At 63.0% G+C, this 23,854-nt stretch carries 17 protein-coding genes; 11 read left to right on the forward strand and 6 right to left on the reverse strand.

The genetic code is table 11. The features are described 5' to 3' along the window. Positions 1 to 75 precede the first annotated feature (75 nt). Genes B5483_RS13685 through B5483_RS13705 form a run of 5 tightly spaced genes read right to left on the reverse strand, consistent with a single transcriptional unit; the run spans position 76 to position 6,272 of the window. Positions 76 to 948: a GNAT family N-acetyltransferase gene (locus B5483_RS13685; protein ID WP_079730786.1), complete on the reverse strand. Its 873-nt coding sequence runs from the start codon at positions 946 to 948 to the stop codon at positions 76 to 78. A gap of 58 nt (positions 949 to 1,006) precedes the next feature. After that, complete coding sequence (locus tag B5483_RS13690) at positions 1,007 to 1,885, reverse strand: ABC transporter permease (RefSeq protein ID WP_079730787.1); 879 nt, start codon at positions 1,883 to 1,885, stop codon at positions 1,007 to 1,009. A gap of 35 nt (positions 1,886 to 1,920) precedes the next feature. Next, positions 1,921 to 2,871, reverse strand: a complete 951-nt coding sequence (locus tag B5483_RS13695) for an ABC transporter permease (protein ID WP_079730788.1) — start codon at positions 2,869 to 2,871, stop codon at positions 1,921 to 1,923. Continuing rightward, on the reverse strand, positions 2,872 to 4,638 hold the full coding sequence (locus B5483_RS13700; RefSeq protein ID WP_079730789.1) for a peptide ABC transporter substrate-binding protein: 1,767 nt from the start codon (positions 4,636 to 4,638) through the stop codon (positions 2,872 to 2,874). It abuts the gene before it with no gap. Beyond that, complete coding sequence (locus B5483_RS13705) at positions 4,635 to 6,272, reverse strand: ABC transporter ATP-binding protein (RefSeq protein ID WP_217698210.1); 1,638 nt, start codon at positions 6,270 to 6,272, stop codon at positions 4,635 to 4,637. The genes B5483_RS13700 and B5483_RS13705 overlap by 4 nt, the downstream gene beginning before the upstream one ends. Positions 6,273 to 6,897: 625 nt before the next feature. Between B5483_RS13705 and B5483_RS13710 the strand changes: the two genes are divergently transcribed. Continuing rightward, entirely contained in the window at positions 6,898 to 8,220 is a 1,323-nt protein-coding gene (locus tag B5483_RS13710) for an NAD(P)/FAD-dependent oxidoreductase (protein ID WP_079730791.1), read from the forward strand. Positions 8,221 to 8,352: 132 nt separating this feature from the next. Here B5483_RS13710 and B5483_RS13715 read toward each other — a convergent pair whose 3' ends face one another. Further along, a complete protein-coding gene (locus B5483_RS13715) occupies positions 8,353 to 9,030 on the reverse strand; it encodes a GntR family transcriptional regulator (protein WP_054944891.1) in 678 nt (225 codons plus the stop codon). Positions 9,031 to 9,223: 193 nt separating this feature from the next. Here B5483_RS13715 and B5483_RS13720 point away from each other — a divergent pair, with 193 nt between their 5' ends. The 10 genes from B5483_RS13720 to B5483_RS13765 are packed head-to-tail and all read left to right on the forward strand — an operon-like array spanning position 9,224 to position 23,837. Next, complete coding sequence (locus B5483_RS13720; RefSeq protein WP_176168056.1) at positions 9,224 to 11,884, forward strand: TonB-dependent receptor plug domain-containing protein; 2,661 nt, start codon at positions 9,224 to 9,226, stop codon at positions 11,882 to 11,884. A gap of 26 nt (positions 11,885 to 11,910) precedes the next feature. After that, a complete protein-coding gene (locus tag B5483_RS13725; RefSeq protein WP_079730793.1) occupies positions 11,911 to 13,017 on the forward strand; it encodes a CapA family protein in 1,107 nt (368 codons plus the stop codon). Further along, positions 13,014 to 13,466, forward strand: coding sequence for a TRAP transporter small permease subunit (locus B5483_RS13730; protein ID WP_079730794.1), 453 nt, complete (start codon positions 13,014 to 13,016; stop codon positions 13,464 to 13,466). Before B5483_RS13725 ends, B5483_RS13730 begins: the two co-directional genes overlap by 4 nt. Further along, a complete protein-coding gene (locus B5483_RS13735) occupies positions 13,463 to 14,770 on the forward strand; it encodes a TRAP transporter large permease (protein WP_079730795.1) in 1,308 nt (435 codons plus the stop codon). Before B5483_RS13730 ends, B5483_RS13735 begins: the two co-directional genes overlap by 4 nt. A gap of 3 nt (positions 14,771 to 14,773) precedes the next feature. Then, positions 14,774 to 15,655, forward strand: a complete 882-nt coding sequence (locus tag B5483_RS13740; RefSeq protein WP_079730796.1) for a hypothetical protein — start codon at positions 14,774 to 14,776, stop codon at positions 15,653 to 15,655. Next, positions 15,652 to 17,736, forward strand: a complete 2,085-nt coding sequence (locus tag B5483_RS13745) for a CaiB/BaiF CoA-transferase family protein (protein ID WP_139384000.1) — start codon at positions 15,652 to 15,654, stop codon at positions 17,734 to 17,736. Before B5483_RS13740 ends, B5483_RS13745 begins: the two co-directional genes overlap by 4 nt. Then, entirely contained in the window at positions 17,733 to 19,019 is a 1,287-nt protein-coding gene (locus B5483_RS13750) for a 2-hydroxyacyl-CoA dehydratase subunit D (RefSeq protein ID WP_079730797.1), read from the forward strand. The genes B5483_RS13745 and B5483_RS13750 overlap by 4 nt, the downstream gene beginning before the upstream one ends. Further along, complete coding sequence (dctP, locus tag B5483_RS13755; RefSeq protein ID WP_079730798.1) at positions 19,016 to 20,047, forward strand: TRAP transporter substrate-binding protein DctP; 1,032 nt, start codon at positions 19,016 to 19,018, stop codon at positions 20,045 to 20,047. Before B5483_RS13750 ends, dctP begins: the two co-directional genes overlap by 4 nt. After that, on the forward strand, positions 20,044 to 21,201 hold the full coding sequence (locus tag B5483_RS13760; protein WP_054944899.1) for a CaiB/BaiF CoA transferase family protein: 1,158 nt from the start codon (positions 20,044 to 20,046) through the stop codon (positions 21,199 to 21,201). Before dctP ends, B5483_RS13760 begins: the two co-directional genes overlap by 4 nt. Beyond that, on the forward strand, positions 21,180 to 23,837 hold the full coding sequence (locus B5483_RS13765) for a CocE/NonD family hydrolase (RefSeq protein WP_245829205.1): 2,658 nt from the start codon (positions 21,180 to 21,182) through the stop codon (positions 23,835 to 23,837). Before B5483_RS13760 ends, B5483_RS13765 begins: the two co-directional genes overlap by 22 nt. Positions 23,838 to 23,854: the final 17 nt, after the last annotated feature.

A 23,854-nucleotide genomic window follows, 5' to 3' on the forward strand; every position in this document is an offset into this window, starting at 1 on the left:
CGGGATGCGAATGGCATCGCATCCCGGAAGTACCATCAGCGATCGGGGCTGGGGCGAACTGCGAGGCCGCCCGCTTCAGCCTAGCGATTGGTTGGATAGGGCGAACAGCGTCGTGCCCGGCCTGGCTTGCGGAGGCTTTCCGCGCGACATGGAAACCACGCGGCCAACCTGAGGCAACCCGAGAGTTTCCAGCCATGGACTGAGCTTGCAGCTTTCCGTCACGTCTATCCGCACGAAGGTTCCGACATGGCGCGCCGCCAGAGCTGCAATCAGGGCTTTCGCATCGGTCGCATCGTGCGCAATTACCGGTCCGATGACGACGCCGCGGCCCCATCGACGCACGATCGCATAGCCCGTCAAACCTGCCTCGCGCGCGACCACCAGCACATCGCCGCCCTCGCTCAGTGTACCGACGAGATTGTCCCGGCCCATCCCCGAGCCAGCCCTGTCCAGGGCCATCAGTGCGTCCCGGTCCAAGGAATTGGCCGGACGCAGCGGCACCGACGCATCGAGCGCGGGGGCCTCGATCAGAACTGCCTGGTGCTGGTGGACGATGTCATAAGGCTCGAAGCCTACACGGCGATACAGCACCTGTCCTTCGGCCGTGGAATTCAGGATCATCGTGCGCCCGGCAGTATCAGCGAGCAACGCGTCCATAAGGCGGGCGCCTATGCCTTGCCGCTGTGCCTTTTCCGCGACGATAATCATGCCTGCAGAGGCGTAATCGGGGTCGTAAGGCCACCATAGCGCCGTACCGATGCACTCTCCGTCTCTTTCGACGGCAAAGCCGCGTCCAAGCCTCAGGGCGATTTCCCAATCCTCGAGCCGGTAAGGCCATTCGAGCGCCTGCGACAAGGCAAGTGCCTGGGGCAGATGTTCGGGGGTCAACGGCACGACTTCGCACTCTGGCGGTGCCGGCGTGGAGGAGTCAGGAGTGGAACCGTTCATACTTTGCCTATTCATTCCAATGTCATGGGCCTGCGTGACGCAGCCCCCTTTGCCGACTTCAGAGACGGTCGTCACGCACGTCGAGCGCGTCGCGCAGCCCGTCGCCGACGAAGTTGAAGCTGGTGACGGCGATGGTGATGGCCAGCCCGGGAATGATCGCGAGCCACGGCGCGCTCGCGAGGTATTGCTGCGCCCCGCCCAGCATGTTGCCCCAACTGGGCAGCGGTGGCTGGATCCCGTATCCAAGGAAGCTGATGTAAGCTTCGAGGAGGATAGCGCGTGCAACGGTGAGGGTGGCAGCAACGATGATCGGGCCCATCGCGTTCGGCAGTATTTCGCGGAACATGATATGCGCTCCGCTCAGCCCGAGCATGCGACCGGCCTGCACGAACTCCCGTTCCCGCAATGACCGAACTTCTGCCTCGACGATACGCGCTACCTCCATCCACCCGGTTATGGCGATAATGATGGTGACCATCATGGGCGTAGGCTTCAGCGCCGCGGCGAGCGCGAGCAGCAGGAATATCGAGGGAAAGGCCAGGAAGCCATCGACGGTGCGCATCAGCACCGCCCCGACCCACCCGCCGCGATAGCCGGCGATCAGGCCGACGAGCGTTCCGAGCATGATCGACATAAGCATGGCGGAAAAGGCGACGAGCAGGGAGACGCTGCCTGCCATGAGCAGGCGTGCAGCGATGTCGCGACCCAACGGATCCGTCCCGAAGTAGTAGCCATCGACCAGAGGCGGGGTGAAACGTACACTCAGGTCGATATAGAGCGGGTCATGCGGCAGGAAGTAGGGGCCGATGAAGCAGGTTATCGTCAAAAGGCTGATCATCGTGAAGCCCAGTAGCGCCAGGCGATGGTTCGCGAACCGGCGGACGGCCCGGTTCCGCCACCAACGGCCCTGTCCAGGATTTGCTGCAACAGCAGTCATATGGGCTGTCTCCTTTGAGGCATGGGCTCGCGCGCTCAACTCAGGCGAATCCGGGGATCGACGATAGCGACGGCAATATCCGCAAGCAGGTTGCCGAAAATGACGAGGATGGCTGAAAACATCAGGAGTCCCATCACGACCGGGTAGTCGCCGTAGCTGATGCTATCGAGAAACAGACGCCCCATTCCGGGCCACGTGAACACGGTCTCGGTTACCAGTGCGCCGGTAAGGAGCGAGGGAAGCTGCATACCGGCCAGGGTGATCATCGGCAAAAGCGCGTTGCCCACTACGTGTTTCATCAGGATCCTGCGTTCACTCAGGCCCTTTGCGCGGGCTGTCTTGACGAAATCCTGATTGATGACATCGAGCGTGGCAGTTCGCATGTAACGGCTCCACACTGCGATGTGCACGAGTGCCAGAACGATGCTCGGCATGATCAGGTGGTGCAGGTAATCAAGCACGGACTCTTCGCCGACCGTGTACATGTTGCCTGCGGGCAACCAGCCGAGTTGCAGCGAAAAGATGTAGATGCCGACCAGGCCGAACCAAAAGGTCGGAATCGACAGCGCGATCATGGCGCCGATCGTCGCGACATGATCGAAAGTGGAATAGCGGTGCGTTGCCCCACGAATGCCGACCCATGTGCCGACCGCAATGGCGATCGCGGTCGAGGTGCCCATCAACAGCAGTGTTGCGAACATATGCCCGCCAATCACGTCCAGGACCGGAGCACCATCGCGGAAAGAGTGCCCCCAGTCTCCCCGTACCAGCCGCCAGGCCCAGTCCAGGTACTGAACATAGATCGGGCGATTGAGGCCCAACTGTTCCTTGAGGCGTTCGATGTCGTCCTGCGTCATACCCGGATCGAGCGCATATTGCGCAAGCGGTCCGCCGGGAATGAGATTGAGTATGAAGAATCCGATTATCGAGACGATGATCAGAAGGACGACGATTTGCGTGATGCGATTGAGCAGGAAACGCAGCATTCAGCTCTCCATCGCGCGTGAAAGCGAACTTGACCGCGAAGTTCGGGGCCGGTTTCGGTCAGACTTCGGTTTCTTTCGACCGTCGGCCAGGTACCAACTGGCGGCGTTCCAGGATTCGGTGCGTGTGTTGCTGTTCGCTTCGAAGCCCTTGATCTCAGCGCTTCGCCCGAAGACGTTCTTGTACTGGAACATCGGCAGCAGGGGCAGGTCGTGGCGCACGATTTCCTGAATGCGGAAATAGATGGCCCGTCGCTCTTCCGGATCGAAGGTCTGCGCGCCCTTTTCCAGCAGCGCATCGACCTCTTTGTTGACGTATTGCGCATTGTTCGATCCGCTGCCGCCCTGGATGACGATCGACTTGCTGTGCAGGCGATTGGTCACGTCCGGGTCCGCGCCGATCAGGTAGGTGCTTCCCACTATCACGGAATCGAACCGCGACTGCGTCCAGAAATCACCCCACATGACCGCAGGCGGCAAGTTCGCGATAGTCATTTCCGCGCCGATCTCGCGAAAGGTCTGCTGCAGGTATTGTTGCACCATTTCGCGAAGGTGATCGCCCGACGTCGTCGAGTTCTCGAATGCCAGGCGCACCCCGTTCTTCACGCGAATGCCATCGTCACCCGGTACCCACCCTGCGTCGTCGAGAATGCGGCGGGCCTTGCCTGGATCGTATTCCTGTCTTGGCAGGTCGGGATTATAATAAAAGGATTGTTGCGGCATGAACGTCTCAGTCACAACCGGCACGCCGTGATACAGCGAACCGACGATCGCTTCGCGATCCAGCGCCGCAAATAATGCCTGGCGAACAGCCAGTTCCTTGAACTGGGGCCGTCCGAGATTGAGGTAGAAAGATTCGACCGAAGAAGCGAGGACGGGTTCAACCACCTTGCCGGGCAACCTGCGAGCTTCCTCGTAATTGTCCGGACTGATGTAGACCTGACCGACAAGGTCAACGCTACCGCTCTTGAACTGCGTATAAAGCACGGTGACGTCGGGAATGTATTTGAAGATCAGCCGGTCGATATAAGGCCCATCGCCGAAGTAATCGGGGTTCGCGACCAGTTCCAGATGGTCGCCGGGAACCCGGTTGCCCCATTTGAAGGCTCCAGTGCCGACAGGTGCCTGGTTGAACGGGGCGGCATTGGGATCTGCCTCACCTTCCAACATATGTCGGGGCACGATGAAGGTTTCCGTCAGGAAGGAGAGGTAAGGGGCGAAGGGTTGCTCCATCCGCCACGTCAATTCCGTCGGCGAAATCACGGTAATATCGCGCACGAGCGTATGACCGGCCGTACGCCAGGCGCGAAAATCGGGATTCGTGATGAGTTCGAGAGTGAACTTGACATCTTCGGCGGTGAACGGCCTGCCGTCGTGCCAGCGAACGTCGTCGCGAAGGCGGACCCGCCAGTTGAGCCCGTCTTGGGAAATTCCGCCGTTCTCGAGACTGGGAACCTCGACCGCGAGATTGGGCCTCACGATCCCTTTGGGGTCCATGCGGACGAGTGCGTCGAACATGGAAAAAAGCACGCCGTCGTCCGGCTCGGTGTGGACCATCAGCGGATTGAACACGGTCGGTTCCTGGGACAACCCGACGACGACCTTGTTGCGCCCGTTCACGGACGATCCGATGGCAGGGGAGTTCGATTGCTCCGTTTCGGTTTCAGGCTTGCCCAGCAGGTTGTAAGCGACAAGGCCGCCGGCCCCGATCGCCAGTGCCGTCAAGACGTCGCGCCGCCTGACACGGCCTCGGTTAGCAGGTTCGGTCATTGCTTTGCACCTGTTTGCGCCGCTTCTGCTTGGCCTGCTCGCCTTCCGGGGATTGCGGCCACCAGTTCACGCGTATAGTCCGCCTGTGGTGCCATGAAGATGTGCGAGGGCGGCCCGTGCTCCACGATCCGTCCTTTCTGCATCACCGCTATCTCGTCGCAGATCTGGCTTGCCACGCGCAGGTCGTGGGTGATGAAGATCATCGCCACACCGGTTTCTCTCTGGATCTGATCGAGCAGTTGCAGGATCTGGGCTTGGATCGAGACGTCGAGCGCCGATACCGCCTCATCCGCGATCAGCAGTTTTGGTTTGAACATCAGCGCACGTGCGATCCCCACACGCTGTCTCTGGCCGCCGGAAAACTCGTGCGGATAACGGTCGTATGCACCGGGGTCGAGGCCGACATGTTCAAGCAGCGCCATCGCATCGGTGCGCGCCGCGTCCCGCGACATCCCGTGCGCGATGGGACCGACCGTCAGGCTGTGCCCGATCGTTGCCCGCGGATTGAGAGACGCGAAAGGGTCCTGGAAGATCATCTGGACCTGCGCTCTCAGCGGCCGAAACTCGCGTTCGGAAAGTGCTGCGATGTCGCGGCCCTCGAACAGGATCGCCCCGCCGTCGTTGTCCAGCAGCTTGATGAGTACCCGGCCCAGCGAGGATTTTCCCGATCCGCTTTCGCCGACGATGCCAAGCGTTCGTCCGTGCGCAAGTTCGAAGGACACATCGTTCACGGCCTTCACCACTCGCTGTCGTTGAAAGAGGCCGCGGGCGGTCCGATAGGTTTTCATAAGGCCTTCGACTTGCAGAAGTCGCGACGTTTCACTCGTCGCTTCAGGGGTGTCGCGGTCCTCGTACCTCAACCGCGGAATGGCCGCGATGAGCTGGCGGGTATAGGGATGCTTGGGCGACTCAAGTACGTCCTGTGCAGTGCCGCGTTCAACGATGTGGCCCTTTTCCATCACCACGACATCGTCCGCTATCTGGGCTACAACCCCGAAGTCGTGCGTGATGAACATCACGCTCATTCCCTTGCGGCGCTGGATTTCACGGATCAATTCCAGGATCTGCGCCTGCGTCGTCACGTCAAGAGCGGTGGTGGGCTCGTCCGCAATCAGGATGGTGGGTTCGAGTGCAAGTGCCATCGCGATCATGACGCGCTGTCGCTGGCCGCCTGACAGGCGGAACGGATATTGGTGATACATGACTTCCGGGTCGGGGAGTCCCACCTCGGTCAACAGGGCGAGCGCCCTGTCGCGACGCGATTGTGGCGATCCCACATTGTGCGCCGCCATGACCTCTTCGACCTGCGCGCCGACAGTCATGAGCGGGTTGAGGGCCGACAGCGGATCCTGGAATATCATCGATACGACGCGACCGCGCAGATCGCGCAGCTTGGCTGGGGGTATGTCCGTGACATCGATCCCGTCCAGCTCGATAGTGCCAGACGTTACGCGCAGGGCCTTGGGCAACAATCCCATGATCGCGTTCGCCGATACGGACTTGCCTGAACCGGATTCACCGATGATGCATAGGATCTTGCTGCGCTCAAGGTCGAAGGAGATATTCTCGACTGCGTGGATCCTGTCCATTCCCTTGGGCAGCGCCACCGTAAGGTTTCGAACCGAGAGAGCCAAAGGCCCAGAGCTTTCTGGCTCCACACTTTTAATCAATCGGTAAACTCCCTTTTCGTCGCGGGGCATGGGACCCTGGGTGTATTGGATTCGCTTGCTTCAGGTAAAAGCGCCGGGAGGGGTGCGAGGTGCCTTTCACCAGCGAGCCAATGGACGCGATGAAGTTCGGCGCATGGACCAGAACTTGCCTCCCTTCCGATCGGCTCCGAAGGCGTCTTGCCCTTTCGTTCCGAAGCGTGGTGAAACTTGCCATCCCCTCAGATTGCCTGACCAACTGTTGGGAGTGTGAGGCTTTTGCATTGCCATGTGCATCAAATCTGCCCTGCTTGATGGCAGAAAATCCTGTAAACCGACTGCGAATTGGCATTTCCTCGGGAAACTGGCCGCTGCCATAAAGTCCGTCTTGCCTTTTCCATCTGTTGTAAAACGATTATTTTGGAAAGCGCTGCTCCCGCGGAACAGCTCGGTGCGCACCGGACGTTATATGGCTCCTGGCTGCCGTCACCAGAATGAGGGGTCAATTTGCACGAAAGAGGTCAATTTGCTGCGAAGTTCGACATAATCTGCCGAGCGAGTGATGGAATGTCTCGTCTGACCGAATTGAATGATGGATCGAGGGCCACAGAGAATGTCACCTTACGTCGAGCGCATCGATAGCGACGAGCTCCTACCCGAGTCTGCCGACGTGGTTATCGTGGGCGGCGGTATTGTCGGCGTCTCGGCGGCATACTTCCTCGCGCGGCAGGGCAAATCGGTAGCCCTGATCGAAAAAGGCCACATTGCGTGCGAACAATCCAGTCGAAATTGGGGTTGGTGCCGTCAGCAGAACCGTGATTATCGCGAACTGCCCCTTTCCTCGGTTTCGATGCGCCTGTGGGACGAATTCTCAAAGGAACTCGACCGCGATGTCGGCTTTCGTCGCTGTGGCCTTTTCTATGCGACCGACAACGAGGCCCAACTGGCCGACTGGGCAGAGTGGCAGCCTTACGGTCTCGAAAATGGCGTCGACACGCGCATGCTTAGCGCTGCAGAGATTGCTCGCCACATACCCGAAGGCTCGCGCAAGTGGATCGGCGGGGTTTCCTCGCCCAACGACGGTAAGGCAGAACCGGCGCTTGCCGCCCCTGCGATCGCGCTTGGCGCGCGTGCGCATGGCGCAACAATACATCAGGGATGCGCTGCCCGCTCGCTCGACATCACGAATGGCCGGGTTGTCGGCGTGAATACGGAACAGGGCCTGATCAAGGCCGATGCAGTCCTGTGTTCGGCAGGCGCCTGGGCTTCGCGTTTTCTTCGTCCGCATGGAATTAACTTCCCGCAGGCCGGCGTGCGACAGACTGCCATACGCACGAAACCCATCGCCGACGTTGGAGGCTGCCTTTACGCGCCTGGCTTCTCGATGACCCGCCGGCTTGACGGTAGCTACACGCTGGCGATCAGCGGCAAGGCAACCATCGACCTGACGCCGCAAGGCATCCGTTATGCCCGAGAATTCCTGCCGCAGTTCAAGCGTCGCCTGAAGAACGTCAGACTCGCAATCGGGTCTTCGTTCGTAACCGGCCCGGAATCCCTGTTCGCCCTGCTCAGGAACGATGAAACGATCTTTGAACGAACCCGCGTTCTCGATCCGGAGCCGCAGCAGTGGCTCGTACGCAGGATTCTGGCCAATGTCGCCCGCTCGTTTCCGCAGTTTGCAGGTATCGAACTGGCCGGGGCATGGGGCGCGCTCGTCGATTGCTCTCCGGATGCCGTGCCCGTCATTTCGAAAACGGAACAGGTCGAAGGACTTGTCCTGGCTGCTGGCTGTTCCGGCCACGGCTTCGGCATGGGGCCTGGCATCGGTCTACTTGCAGCGCAGTTACTGGCCAACGACACACCATGCGTGGACGCAACGCCTTTTCGCCTGTCGCGTCTCGTCGATGGCTCACCGCTCGAAATCGGAGGTCTGTGATTACAGAATTGACTGGGCTCCCATAAGCGGCAATCGCGATAGCGTCCCGGCGTAATTCACCGTTCCCCAGCAAGGGGATGCAGTGAATTCCTGATTTTTTCTGGTCTCCAGTTGTACGGTAGTCGGGCGCGCTCACTCGCGATGGAGCGCCTTGTCCAGCGAGGCCAGGAACTGCAGTCCGTTTTCGACGTGCTGGCGCATGGCCCTTTCGGCGCCCTCGACATCGCCTTCCATGATCGCAGAAAGGATCAGGCGGTGGTCGTTCACTGCGTCCTGCATGCGGTTGCCGCGGTAAAAGGTCTCGAAAAGCAGGTGATGAACCGGCGTGTTTAGCCGGCGCACGATGCTTTCGATTACGGTATTTCCGGTCACGCGCATGATCATCGCATGCCACTGGGCATTGAGGCTGCCGAAGCGTTCCGGCGCGCCGTCCTCGAGGCAGCTTTCCATCTTTTCAGCGATTGCCTGCAGTTCAGCCTTTTCCGCAGGGGACGCATCGCGGGCAAAGTCGCCTGCGCAGATGCTCTCCAAAGCTGCGCGCGAGCGGTAGAGCTGGCGGATTTCGGACATCGAAGCCTCTCGCACCGAAGCGCCGCGGTTCTCTTCGATTTCGACCAGACCTTCCGCGGCAAGGCGCTGCAATGCCTCGCGAACTTTGAAGCGGCTGCCGCCTGTTTTGCGGATGATGTCGACTTCCACCAGCCGTTGCCCGGGGACGAAGCGGCTGGTGCGGATCTGGTCGCGTATCCAGTCCGCGATTTCCGGGCTGGCGGGACCCTTTCGCGGAAGTGCCTTGGCGATGTCATCCATGCGTACATCCTGAGAGTCATCGACATAATTGTCAACAATATCGTTATCGATGTTTTCCTTGCATGGGGACCGGCTTTGGGAAAACACATGCGGGGAGACGGGCCGGAGTGCTCGATCGATAGCACGCACCGGGCAAGAATTTCCGGGCGTACGAGGGAGGCGAAGGATGCAGAATCTAGGAAGAATCCGTCGATTGACCGGGGGCGGCCTGCTCGCAGGGGTATCGCTTGCAGTGCTTTGCCTACCCGGCGTAGCGCATGCGCAGGATGAAGGGCTCTCGCAGGAGGATGCGAACAAGATCATCGTGACCGGCAGCCGCATCAGCTCTGGCGCACCGGTTGGCGCCACGGCTACCGTCCTTGGCCGCGAGGAAATCACCCAGTCAGGCTCGATCACCATCGACAGGGTGATCAAGGAACTTCCGCAGAACTTCGACTTGGGCGTCTCGGAGAATTCACGCGCGCAGGCCGGCGGTTCGGGCAACATTGTCTACGGCAACACGGTCAACCTGCGCGGCATCGGACCTTACGCGACGCTGGTTCTGATCGACGGCCATCGCGCCGTGAACAACAGCCGATCGACCGATCCTTCGGTGCTGCCCACGCTGGGCGTGCAGCGTATCGAAGTCGTCGCCAATGGCGCCTCGGCGATTTATGGGTCCGATGCGGTTGCAGGCGTCGTCAACCTCATCCCGCGGCGCGACCTTGATGGAGTTGAAGGTTTCGCACGCTACAACACCGCCGAAGACGGAGCCTTCGACGAATGGTCGGCGGGAGCCGCGTTCGGCAAGATCTTCGACCGTGGCCAGGTGATGGTGGCCTTCGAGCATGTCGAGCGCTCCAACCTGAGCGGCGATGACCGAAAGTTCTACACCAGCAATCAGCTGCCAATTGGCGGCAACGACTACCGCGTAACCGGGTGCGCGCCGGGGACGATGATTATCGATGGCACGACTTATGCGCTGCCAGACCAATATACCCAGGCCAATGCCGGGGCGATTACGCCGGGCACTTCCAACCGGTGCGACAGCCAGATCGGACAAGACCTGTTTCCGCAGCAGAAATACAATTCACTGAACGGAACGGCGACTTTCGAAGTCACCGACTGGATGGAGCTGTTTTTCGACGGCTATTACTCGAAGCGCAAGTTCCGCCGCAAGGGCGCGGTCATCAGCGCACAGCTTGCGGTGCCCGAGACCAACGCCTTCTTTGTGCGTCCGCCCGGCTTTACGGGAAGCAGCTACACGATCGACTACAGTTTCGTGAACGATATCCCGACCAGCGAGACGACCGGCTCGGCGGAAAGCTGGCAGGTCTCACCGGGCGTTCGCTTCAACCTGCCATTCCAATGGCAAGTGGAAGCCTTGCTCAGCTACGGAAAGACGAAGGACTTCTCCGGTTCCTATGACGGCCTGAACCGCGGCGCGCTCGCGGCGGCGCTGGCCAGCAGCGATCCGGCGACGGCGCTCGATCCTTATGGGCTTGGGCGCACCAGCCAGTCCGTGCTGGACGGGCTTTTCGACCAGATATTCCTTGCCCCGACCAATGGCGAGCTGACTTTCTACGAGATCGGGGCGCACGGTCCGCTGTTCGAGTTGCCGGGCGGCGAGGTCAAGCTAGCGGTCGGCTATGAAAAGCAGGATTTTACCGTCGAACTGGGAAGCGCCCGCGGTGCGCCGACAACGCCGATCAGTTTCCGCACTTTCGACCGCAAGGTGGACTCGGTCTATGCCGAATTGCTCGTCCCGATCTTCGGTGCGGGCAATGCCACGCCCGGCCTGCGCGAACTGGAGCTGACCGCGGCAGTCCGTTACGACGATTACTCCGATGCCGGCGATACCACCAACCCACAGTTCGGCGTCAACTGGACGCCGTTCTACGGTCTGAAGCTGCGCGGCAGCTATGGCACCTCGTTCCGTGCGCCGACGATCCCGGAGATCTACGGCAATTCGAATGCACTCTTCGGCCAGCTTTACCAGAATCCCTCGGGCGGTGCGCCGTTGCTGGGCTATACCTTGTCCGGACCGAACCTCGATCTCGGGCCCGAGACGGCAACGACGTGGTCGGTGGGTGCCGATATCGAGCCGATCGACCGGTTGCGCATCTCGCTGACCTACTTCGACGTTGCCTACGACAACCAGGTCACCGCGCTGTTGTCCAATCTCGCCATCCTGGCGCAGGAACGCCAATATGCCGGGACCGGCGTCATCCTGCACGATCAGGCGGCGCGCGATCGCATCCAGTCTCTGGTCGATCAGGGCATCCCGATCCTTCTGCGCCCGTTTCCAGGAGACGATATCGCCAACGTCAACCTCTTCGTCGACGGGCGCAGCTTGAATCTTGGCAAGTCCATCACGCGCGGCATCGACTTCAACATCGGCTACAGCGCGGAAATCGGCAAGGATGACGTCCTGACCCTCAATGCCTCGGGCACCTATATCACCGATTACAAGGTGGCGGTGTCGCCGGTCGCCGAGCAGGTGGACCAGTTGAACCTGATATTCCAGCCGCTGAAGTTCAAGGCACGCTTCGTGGCCAACTGGGACCACGGGCCGCTCAGCCTGCGGACGATGATCAGCCATGTTGGCGGGTACACCAATAATGTCGTCACCCCTTCGGAGAAGGTGGATTCCTACACCCCGGTCGATCTCTCGCTGACATGGCGCGTGGGCGAGACGTTCTCCGGACCCGGCCTCGAAGGGCTCGAACTCTCGGCGGAAGTGCGCAATCTGTTTGATGTTGACCCGCCCTATGTCAACGTGGCGCCGGGGCCGAACGGCAGTGGCGGATACGATGCGACCGCGGCCAACCCCATCGGGCGTCAGTTCGCAGTGGGCGCGCGGGTCCGCTTCTGAGAAGCGGTGGCGGAGAGCGTAAGGGCATGACTGAGGCGATTACCCTGGCCTTGACCGGCGACCTGGTCCTTGATGAACCCGATCCCGGTTACTGGCTCGCGGGGATCGCCCCGGTCCTGCAGAAGGCCGATCTCGCGATCGGCCACCTTGAAGTGCCGCATACCGTGAGCACCGAGCAACTGGAAGGCGACGTTCCCGCGCCGGGCGCGCCGCTTGAAAACCTCGAGGCGCTGGCGTGGGCCGGGTTCGGCATGGTCAGCCTCGCAGGCAATCACATAGCCGACTGCGGGGCGCAGGGTATCGCCGATACGATTGCGGAACTCGATCGGCTCGGCATCGGCCACACCGGGGCAGGGGCGGATATCGCCCGTGCCCGCGCTCCGGCTGTGGCGGAGATCAAGGGCCGCAGGGTCGCCTTGCTCAGCTACAATTGCGTTGGCCCGCAGGCGGGGTGGGCCGCGGAAAAAGCCGCGGGTTGCGCCTATCTGCCACTGGATACGCGGGACGGATCGCCGGTTGCGCCCATGTCCGAGATCGTCGGCGTTCCCTTGGCTGTTGCCGAAATCCTGGCCGAGGACATCGCAGGGGCACGCAAGGCGGCGGACTTCGTGATCGTCGCCCTGCACAAGGGCCAAGTTCACACGCCCGCGTTAGTCGTCCCTTACGAACGCGAGGTTGCCCGTCTGGCGGTGGAAGGCGGCGCGGATGCCGTCGTGTCGCATCATGCGCATATCGTGCGCGGGATCGAGTTCCATCGCGGTCGCCCGATCTTCCACGGTCTCGGTAACGGCTGCGTCGTGACCCGTGCGCTCTCGCCCGACCAGGATAACCCCGCAAGACGGGACTGGGCCCGCCGACGGCGCGAGCTGTTCGGTTTCGAGCCCGACCCGGCCTATTACCTCGCGCCTTTTCATCCCGAGGCGGTCAATGCCTTTATCGGCACCCTCGTGCTGGGAGACGGCCTGCCGCATGCTGCCATCGTCCCGGTGCATGTCGAAGCGCCGGGCCGCCCGGTCCTGGCCACCGGCGCGCGCGCTCGCGCCATTGCCGATTATCTCGAGAAGATCACACGCGAGGCCGGGCTGCCCCCTGTCGCCGTGAACGACAAGGGCAGGGTGGAAGCCGTCTCGTGACCCTGAGTTCCAAGATCGTCATCTGGCTGGGCGGCGCGGCGCTGCTGGCTGCCACGGCCATCGACACACTCGCCGTGCTGGGCCGTCACCTCGGCCTTCCGGTGACGGGGTCAATCGAACTCATGCAGGCTGCGGTGCTGGTCTCCGGCTCAATCGGGCTGCTGGTCTCGACCATCTACCGTTCGCATGCCCGGGTGCGGCTGATCGTCGACCGCCTGCCGCCCTCGTGGCGGTCGATTGCGGACCGCTGTTCGGACGGGCTGACGCTGCTGTTCGTCCTTGCCCTGTTGGCCGGATCGGTCTGGCTTTCCGTCGACTTGTGGAACGTGCACGAGGAAAGCGAGCTGCTCGGCGTGCCATGGCGCGTGCTCCGCCTGTTCGCGAATGCCTGCCTGCTTGCCATCTGCGCCGTGCTGACGCTGCGCATCGTGCGGAGGGCGGGCGAATGATCGATACTGCCGGAACCGGCCTCGTCGGCATCCTCATACTTTTCGCACTGCTACTGGCTGGCGGGAGAATCGGCGCTGTACTGGGCCTTGTCGGGCTGGGCGGCCTGACGCTCGTGATCGGTCCGGAGGCCGCTCTCATCAAGGCGGGCGTGATCGTCGTCGATACGCTTACGCGCTACGAGCTGGGTACGCTGCCGCTGTTCCTGTTCATGGCGCACCTGTTTTTCGCGGTGGATGCCAGTCGTGACCTGTTCGATGCCGCAGCCAAGTTCGTCGGCCATCGGCGAGGTGGACTGGCCTATGCCTCCATCGCAGGGTGTGGCGGGTTCGGCGCGATCAACGGCTCCAGCCTGGCGACGACGGCGACCGTTGGCCTTGTCGCTTATCCGGAGATGAAGAAGCGCGGCTACGACGATCGCCTCTCGACCGCGACCATCGCTGCGGGCGGTACGCTCGGTCAGATGATCCCGCCCTCGGGCGCGCTGATCGTGTTCGGCATCGTCGCGGAGCAATCGATTGGACGCCTGTTCACCGCAGCCATCGTCCCCGGTATCACGCAGGCGCTGCTTTACGTCGCAGTCGTCGCGCTACTGGTGCGGCTGCGACCCGATCTGGGGCCGGCAGGAGAGCGGGCAAGTTGGCCTGAGCGCTATCGCGCGATTGCGCGGATCTGGGAAATCCTCGTTCTCGTCCTGCTGGTGATTGGCGGTATCGCGGTAGGCTGGTTCAGCCCACCGGAAGCGGCGGCCATCGGTGCCTGCGGGGCGCTCGCCATTGCCGCGCTGCGCCGCAAGCTCAGTCTCGAGTGCCTGTTTACCGCCTTCCGCGACACGCTGCGCACCACCGGGCTGATCTACCTGATCGTGATTGGCGCGCTGATCTTCTCGGTCTTCGTTGGCGTGACAGGGCTTGCCGACGCGGCGGGCGCGCTTGTGACCGGGCTGGGAACCGGGACATTCGGTACGCTCGTGCTGGTGGCATTGCTCCTGCTCGTACTTGGCACCGTGCTCGACGGGCTGGCGCTCATGCTGCTGATGACGCCGATCCTTCTGCCGATTGTCGAAGGCGCCGGGATGAGTGCGATCTGGTTCGGCGTCTTCCTCGTCCGCGCGATGGAGGTGGGCTTCCTGACCCCGCCGCTCGGCATCAACCTTTATGTCATGCAGGGCGTGGCGAAGGAGATTTCCATCTCCAGCATCTTTCGCGGGGTGCTCCCGTTCCTCGCGGCCGACTTTATCCACCTGCTCCTGATCATTCTTTTCCCGGCAATCGTCCTGTGGTTGCCCGAAATGCTTGGAACCTGACCGATGATTGCAATCGCCGGCCCGAACCTGCCGCTAGAACTGCTCACCGCGACCGGACGCCATGCGGGCGTGGTCGGCTTTGATCCGGACTTGGAGACGCCGCGTGCCGACCGCTGGCTGGAAAGCAAGTTTGCGCCATGGGCGCGGGCCGTACTGGAGGGTTGGGCGCAAGGGGCCTATGACGATCTGGACCAGGTGCTCTTCAGTCGCGCGGACGATACGTCTCAGCGCCTGTATTACTACGTCTGCGAACTCCAGCGCCGGGGGCTGCTGGGCGGACCCGAAGCCATCGTCCTCGACATCGCCAAGATCCCGCGGCGCACCAGTCTGGACCGGACGGTCGAAAAGCTGCGCGAAATGGGCGAGCGGTTGTGCGTGAGCGAAGAGGCGCTCGAAAAGGCCATCGTCGCAAGCCACGATAGGGCAGGCGATGGCAGCACTGCGCCAGGGGAGGGCCGCGTGTGCCTGCTGGCCGGGACCAATCCGCCTGACATGCGTCTGCACGAGGCTGTCGCCAGGGCCGGATTTCGCGCTGCCGGGCGCACACTCGCGCAGGAATGGCTTGATCCCGGCGCGCCTGCGCAGCGCGACAGCGGCGATCCCTACGCCGCCCTAGGTCGCAAGCTGCATGCCCGTGGCGAAGGACCCCGCAGTTTTGCCGATCCGGCGGCGGCACTGCGCGCTGGTCTTGCTGCAAGCGGGGCTGAGGCTGTTGTCCTCTGGCGTATCGAGGAGGACGAGGCGCAGTGTTGGCATCTGCCGCAGGAGCGTGCGGCGATCGAGGCGTCGGGCCTGCCTTCGCTGATCCTCACCCGCCGCGATTGGCTGGGACGCGACGGTTCCGCTGCGCAGATCGAGTCGTTCCTGATGGAGGTGAGCGCATGAGTCTGCTTGCTGGACATCGCGTGGCTGTGCTGGGCGCAATGCACGAGCGTCCGCTCGCGCGCTACCTAGCCTCGCTCGGTGCCGATTTGGGCGGTGCCGTGGAAGGGGCCTCATTCGTGATCGACGATCTCGGGCTTGAGGCGACCGGGGCCATGGGGATTTCCGCAGTTGCCGTCCACGTCTCTGTAACCCCCTTCGGCTCTGGCGGTCCGCGCTCGACATGGCGCGGCGGGGAACTCGTGGCTTCGGCCATGGGTGGCGCGCTGCGCTTGACCGGCGAGCCGGGCGAGAAGCCGGTGAAGGAAGCAGGCGATGCCTGTACCTTTCACGCCGATATGGTCGCGGCGGCCGGAGCCATGGCGGCACACTTCGCACGCGGCACGCATGGGCGGGGCCAACACGTAGACGTCTCGATCCAGCAAGTGGCGATGAGCCGCAACGTCAATGGCATCCTTGTCTGGCAGTTTGACAAGCGCAAGCTCGATCGGGCCGGCGGATGCATCGCCTATGGCCGCGCAAAAGTTCGGGTGATCTGGAAGCTCGTCGACGGCTGGTGTTTCCACGCGCTGATGACCGGGAGGCTGGGTGCCCCGGCAAACCGCGCGCTGTCGCAATGGATGGACGAGACCGGTTGCGACAATCCGATGCGCGATGTGGACTGGCTGGCCTACAATCGCTCAACCCTTCCGGCAGAGACGCGTGGGCGGTGGGAAGCGGCAATGGCCCGCTTCTTCGCCGCGCGATCCAAGGCGGAGATAGCCGGCGAGGGACGCCGCCGGGGCATCAATGCCTGCGTCGTCAACGAACCACGCGATGTCCTGCGCGATGCCCATCTCGCGGCCCGCGGTTTTCTCGACACGCCGAGCGGCTTGCCCGAGCGCTTTGCAGTGGTGCGTGACGGCGCCGCCGTCTCGGCCCCGGCAATCCATGCGGGCACGCGTTCCGGGCCGCTTTCAGGCGTCAGGGTACTCGATTTCGCCTGGGCCCTGGTCGGCTCGATCACTACCAAGACGCTGGGCGATCTTGGCGCGGAAGTGGTCAAGATCGAGACGCGCAACCGTCCGGATCTCGCCCGCCTGGATGTGCAGGTGGCTGCATCTTCGGCCACCAGTTTCGATGACAAGCCATGGTTCGCGAACCTCAATACCTCAAAGCGCAGCCTGACCCTCGATCTCAAGAAACCTGCTTCACGGGAAGTACTCGATGCCCTGGTGGAATGGGCGGACGTGGTCGTCGAAAACTTCTCGCCCGGGACGATGGCCAAGCTCGGGCTCGACTACGACCGGCTGGCGGCTCGCAATCCGGGTATTGTCATGGTTTCGGGCAGCGTCTTCGGCCAGACCGGTCCGCTGGCGCAGGAGTGGGGGGTCGACGGGACCGGCGGAGCCTTGTCCGGACGTACTTTCCTGACCGGCTATCCGGATGGCGAGCCGGTCATACCGGGCGCGGTGCCTTATGGCGACGTGATCGTTCCCTACGTCATGGCGGGCCATGTCGCCGCCGCGCTGCAACGCCGACGCGAAACCGGGCAAGGGTGTCACATCGATGCCTCCATGTACGAGATCTGCGTCCAGCAGATGCGCGATTTTCTCGCGATGGCGCGGGCTGGGCAACATCCGCAGCGTTTGGGTAACGCCGATCCCGCCGTGCCGTTTCAGGATGTCTTTCCCGCTGCCGGTGAAGATCGTTGGGTGGCAATCAGCGCCTTCACGCCCGAGGAGCGCAGTCGCCTCTCCGAGATTGCCGGCCCGGACATCGCTGCATGGACCAGCATGCGCGAGGATCATGCCATTGCCGCGCAGCTGCAGGCGGCTGGCATTGCCGCTGGCGCGCTGCAGGACTGTGAGGACCTTCTCGAAAGCGATCCCCAGATCGCGGGCCGCGAGGCCTTATGGGACCTCGATCATCCACTGCTCGGCAGGTTCGGCCACGTGGCAACGCCGATGCGTTTTTCGCGTGACCGGCTGCAGCCTTTCCGCGCGCCTTCGATGGGCGAGCACAGCCATGAAATCGCCCGCAGTCTCTCGGGCCTTTCCGAGGCGGATATCGCGCGCCTCGACGACAACGGAGTATTCCATTGAGCCAGTCCGCCAACCAGCGCAGCCGCAAGATGCTTGCCTGTACCGCAGAGGCGACGGCCTACCAGAAGGCGTTCGGCCAGGACTTGCGCCGCCGCGTCGTCGACGATCAGGAGCCTTACGCCATCGTTCAGGCCGATACCCCGCACGAGCTGTTCCACGCGATGGGGATTCCCATCGTTACCAACCAGTGGTGGTCCGCCTACATTTCCGCAAAGCAGCTTTCCGGCCGCTATTTCGATGCAATGGTGGACAAGGGCTTTCCTGCCAACAGCTGCAAGTACTGCTCGCTCGGCCTTGCCTGCACCCTCGCCAACGAACCGGAGACCGCGCCTTGGGGCGGGCTGCCGAGCCCGACGGTGCTGGTCGCGCGGCTGACCTGCGACTGCATCCAGCATGTCTTCGGCCTCTGGGCGCACGAACTCGGCAGCGAGTTCTTCGCCATGGAAGCGCCCGCGTGGGAGCATAAGGAAGAGGACTGGTACGCCAACGCCAGGGCCGACTGGGAACGCGTCTACCAGCCCGACAGGATCGCGCAGATGGTGCGGGAGATGGAAGACCTGATCGTCCTGCTGGAAGAACGGACGGGACGTAAGTTCGATGCAGCGAAGTTCGAGACGCTGATGGAGCGCATCAACGAGCAGGAGGGCTATATCTGGGAGGCGGCCCGCGCCATCGGCGAAGCGCGGCCGTGCCCGGTCTCGATCGCCGAGCAGATGCCCAATACGATGATCCCGCAGTGGCATCGCGGATCGGACTGGGCCGTTGCCCATGCCCGCAAATTCCGGGACGAGGTTCTGGAACGCATCGCGCAGGGGCAGGGCGCCGCTACGCAAGAGCGCCTGCGCCTGATGTGGATCGGGGCAGGGGTCTGGCACGATCCGGGTTTCTACCAGGCGCTTGAGGAGAATCTCGGCGCGGTGTTCGTCTGGTCGATGTACATGCCCTTTGCCGGGCCCGCCTATATCCGCGATATCAAGGGGCGGCCGATGGAGGCCCTCGCCAGCCGCGTTGCCTCGATGAACGAAACGCTGCACCTGCCGCCTTGGATGAGCGGCTGGATAACCTCGGAAGCCAAGCGCTGCGGGATCGATGCCGCGGTAATCCTGCTCCCGCCCGATAACCGTCTCTCGCAATCGGGCACGAAGCTGACCGCGCTGGCACTGGAAGAGGCGGGCGTGCCAGTGCTGATGATCGATGCTGACATGGTCGACGCCAAAATCTGGGATCACGACCGGATGGTCGCGATGGTCGAGGCCTTCCTGCGGGACAAGGGACTGGCATGAGGCGGATCGCCGCCCTCTTGGCGCTGGCCCTTCTGGCGTCCTGTTCCCGGCCCTTGCCGCCGGGTGTGACCGAACTTGTCTATGCCTCTCCCTATCCGCCGTCGCATCCCTTCAGCCGCGCGGACCGGCGCTGGATCGACTTTGTCGAAAAGCGCTCGGGCGGCAGCCTGTTGATCCGCCCGATCTGGTCGGGGGCGCTGTTGTCCTCGGACATGTCGATGGAGGAGATACGCCATGGGGTTGCCGACATCGGGCTGATTACCCCGATCTATTCGCGCGGCGGCACGCATCTGCTGCGCACGCAGACGGGCTTCTACAGCGGTGCGGATACGATTGAATCGCAGCTTGCGCTCTATCATTGCATGGCTGGCGCAGTGCCTGAATTCGCGCGGGAGCTGGCCGGGCTGAAAGTGCTGGCCGTGCAGGGCGGGGTTCTGCCCGGTATCCTGACGCGCAACCGTAGGGTCGAGCATCTCGCAGACCTCAAGGGCCTGCGCATCAGGGCGCCGACCGAACTGCTGCCTATTCTGCAAGCGCTTGGCGCCGATCCGGTCGACCTGCCGATGGGAGAGGTCTACAGCGCCCTTGCCAAGGGGGTGATAGACGGGGTCGTCGCTCCACCCGATACATTGCGCTCCCTCCACTTCGCGGAAGTGACGCGCTATTTCTTCGAACTGCGTATTCCACGCGGTGCCTATCCCGGGCGGGCCATGGACCTCGAGGCCTGGAACGCGCTCGATCCCTCGCAGCGGGAAACCCTGACTGAAGGCATCGGCGTGTGGGAACAGGCGCTTGCCGAGGAGAACCGCGCGGCTGCGGCGGCAGGCGAGCAGGCGGGACGCGGCGTCATCGTCAATAGCCCGGCCGACCCCGCCGAACAGGCGCGGTTCGAAGCTCTCTACTTGCGCGAGGCAAAGCAGACCGCGCGCTCGCTCGAACAATACGGAATAGATGGAATGAATGCCTATCGCGTGGCTCGCGAGAGCCTTGTCGCCCGCAATCGGGTCAAGTGTGGAGGTCACCCATGACGCAACCGCTAGCCGGGATCAGGGTGGCCGATTTCAGTCATGTCATGGCTGGCCCCTTCGCCAGTCATCTGCTGCGCCTGATGGGCGCGGAAGTAATCAAGATCGAATCGCCCAATGGGGACCAGTTTCGCAACTACGGCTCGAATCGCGAGTACGACGGAATGAGCCCGGCCTTCATCGCGGCCAATGTCGGTAAAAAGAGCATCGCACTTGACCTGAAGGACCCGAAGGACAGCGAGATCGCGCGGGCAATCGTCGCGCGCAGCGACGTGCTGCTGGAGAACTTTCGGCCCGGCGTGATCGCCCGTCTCGGTTTCGGATACGACGCGGTGCGGGCCATGCGGCCCGGTATCGTCTTCTGCTCCGTCTCGGGATACGGGCAGGACAGCCCGCAACGCGACTGGCCCGCCATCGATAATATCGTTCAGGCGACGAGCGGCATGATGATGTTGAGCGGTGCGGAGGGCGATCCGCCAGTGCGCGTGGGCTTCCCCATCGTCGATACGCTGACGGGACAGACGGCGGCAGTCGCGATCCTGGGCGCGCTGATGCAGCGGGAGCGGACGGGCGAGGGGGCCTATATCGACGTGTCGATGCTCGATGCGAGCCTGGCTTTCATGACCTCCGCACTCACGCCTTATCTCGTGACCGGCAGCCCGCTGCGGCGGCTCGGCAACACCGGCTACAGCGAATTGCCGACCGCTGCGCTCTACGAAGCGCGCGACGGGCGGCACGTTTCGCTCGGCGTCGTGCAGGAGAACCAGTTTGCCGCGCTTGCGCGCGAGCTCGGGCGGCAGGACTGGCTCGGCGATCCACGTTACGCCACGGCCGATGCGCGCCGCGCCAACTTCGATGCGATGCACGATGAACTGGCAGCGATCTTCCTGACCCGCGATGCCGGCGATTGGGAACGGGACCTCAGTAATGCAGGCATTCCCTGCGGCAAGATCCGTCGGGTCGGTGAAGCGGCGAGCCTGGCTACGCCCGATGCACTGATGGAGATGTCGATTGCCGGATTGCCAGGGGGCGACCGGGTCTCGGTGCCGAACGCCGGTTTCCGCATGCAGCCGGGACAACCGGGCACGAACGAGGCTCCGCCGAGAATTGACCAACACCGGGAGGAGATACTGCAATGGCTGGCATCCGGGCAATGACAGGGGGAGCCCGTGTGGGCCGCGCGACCCCGCCTTGGCGAAGGACAGTCGGGGTTATTGCCGCTTCTGTCGCCGGTTCCCTTCTTGTCGCGTCGGGCGTGCAGGCCGAAGACTATCCCGATTACACGCGCAGTTCCGTTTACGTGCCGGTCAGGGATGGCACGAAGCTGGCCATGAACGTCTATCGCCCTGCCAATGGAGCCGGCGTCGTGGACGAGAAACTGCCGGTGATCTTCGCCTTCACGCCCTATCGCGCGCGCTATAAGGGCGAGGACGGCAGGATCGTTGAAGCCGCCCTGGGCGACCAGCTTGCCCTGCGTTCGCTGCTGCGCGCGGGCTATGTCGTCGCCGTAGCCGACATCCGCGGGAAGGGTGCCTCTTTCGGCCATCGCCGCGGCTTCCAGGACCGCACGGAGGCGCGCGACGGATACGATCTTGTCGAGTGGTTGGCGCGCCAGCCCTTCTCCAGTGGCAAGGTCGGCATGATTGGGTGTTCCTATCTGGGCGGGACGACGATGCACACGGTCAGTACCGCGCCGCCCTCGCTCAAGGCCGCCTTCATTGGCGCGACCGACTGGGATAAATACGCCTTCGTGCGCCGGGGCGGCCTGACCGCTCAGTTCAACACCCGTCCCGACGAGCCGCCGGCGGTCGATCTTGCCAGTCTGCCGGTCGATGCCGACCCCGATGCCGCGATGCTGCGCGAGGCCGTGGCGGAGCATGCCGCGAATACTTCGATGAGCGGGCTGTGGTACTCCATGCCCTATCGCGACAGCGTGTCGCCGCTGACCGGCAATGACTTCTGGAACGAAGTGGCGATCTGGCGCTACGCCGATACGATCCGCAAGTCGGGCATCGCGACTTACGTGTGGGGCAATTGGAAGGACGAGCCGACAAGCCAGGTGCTGGTTGCCGCCCGGAATCTCGGCAGTCGGGTTTTGGTGGGGCCGGGCAGCCATTGCGTGCCCCCGCCGGGCTTCGATTTTACCGGGGAGATCACGCGCTATTTCGATCATTACCTGAAGAACGCGGACAACGGATTTTCCGGGCAGCCGCCGGTGACGTTCTGGTCCGCCGACGACAATGGTAAAGGGCACTATGTGCGTCAGGATGCCTTGCCCGGGGCCGCTTCGACCACGTGGTCATGGTATCTGAACGGGGGTGACAAGGATGGCCAGCGCGGGCTTTCCCCGCGACCCGGTGACAGTGGGACGGACCGCTTCACAGTCGATTACGATGTCGCCAACGATGCCTATTTCGCGTTCTGGCCGCAACCGCTCGACGCGCATGGGATTACCTATACGAGTGCGCCGTTCGAGCATCCGGTGGACCTGCTCGGCTACCCGCTGGCGCATCTGCAGTTACAGTCCAACCGTCCCGATGCCGATGTATTCGTCTATCTGGAGGAAGTATCTCCGGGCGGTTCGGCGCAAGTGCTCTCCTTCGGGCGGTTGAAGCTTTCTCACCGCGCGATTGCTCCCGCCCCATGGGACAATCTCGGGCTGCCCTGGCACAGCGGATTGCGCAACGACGTTTCGCCGCTGGGCAAGGGTGAAACCGCGCGCATGGAAATTGCCATGATGCCGCTCTCGCACCGGATCGAGCCGGGCTATCGTCTGCGCTTCGTAATGACCGGCGCCGATCCGCGGCAGCGCAACCTGGCAGCGGTGCGGCAGGACCCGCCACCGGTGCTCGAGATAGAGCGCGGTTGGCAGTTCGGCTCGCGCATCGACTTGCCGCTGCGCGAGCCACGGGACGATACCATTGCCGGCCAGATCGGCGGCACGGGAGGGCGCGGTACCTATCCGGCGGTTGCGCAGGCACGCGCCGATGCGCCAGGCTATACGATCTATCGTCCGCAAGTTCTGCCGGAAGGAAAGCTGCCGCTCGTTCTTTGGGGCAATGGCGGTTGCCGCGATGACGGGTTGAGCGCCGGACATGCACTCAGGGAATTCGCCAGCCACGGCTATCTCGTGATCGCCAACGGCGCTCCGCGCGAGGAGCGCCCGGTGCTTGCCGCCCTGCCACAGCCGGGCGAGGGTGCCATGCGCATTCCGACAGAGGCCGAGCGCAAGCCCGACGAGACCTCTACCGCGCAATTGCTTGCCGCGATCGACTGGGCCGAGCGCGTCAATGCCGATCCTGCCGACCCGCTCTACGGTCGTGTCGATACCACGAGGATCGCGGCCACGGGGCATAGTTGCGGCGGTTTGCAGGCGCTGGCGGCAGGAGCCGACCCGCGCGTCGATACAGTCATCGCCTTCGGCAGCGGGGTTTACAATCAAACCGGGTCGGGCCTGAGCGGGGTGAAGATCGTCAAGGACGACCTCAAGCGACTGCACACGTCGGTCGCCTATATCCTGGGTGGTCCGACTGACATCGCCTATCCAAACGGCACCGATGACTTTGCGAAGATCGCACATATCCCCGTAATGTTGGCGAACCTGCCGGTCGGCCATAACGGGACGCTTCCGCTTGCCGATGGTGGCGAATGGGCTCGTGTGGGTGCCTCATGGCTGGACTGGCAGTTAAAGGGCGACAGGCAGGCCGGATTGATGTTCACCGGCAATGACTGCGGCTTGTGCAAATCGCCCGACTGGACAGTGCAGCGAAAGAACTTTCCGGCAAAGCCCTGATTCTTCTCGCCCGAAGC

The sequence above is a fragment of the Novosphingobium mathurense genome (assembly GCF_900168325.1).
Lineage (GTDB): Bacteria > Pseudomonadota > Alphaproteobacteria > Sphingomonadales > Sphingomonadaceae > Novosphingobium > Novosphingobium mathurense.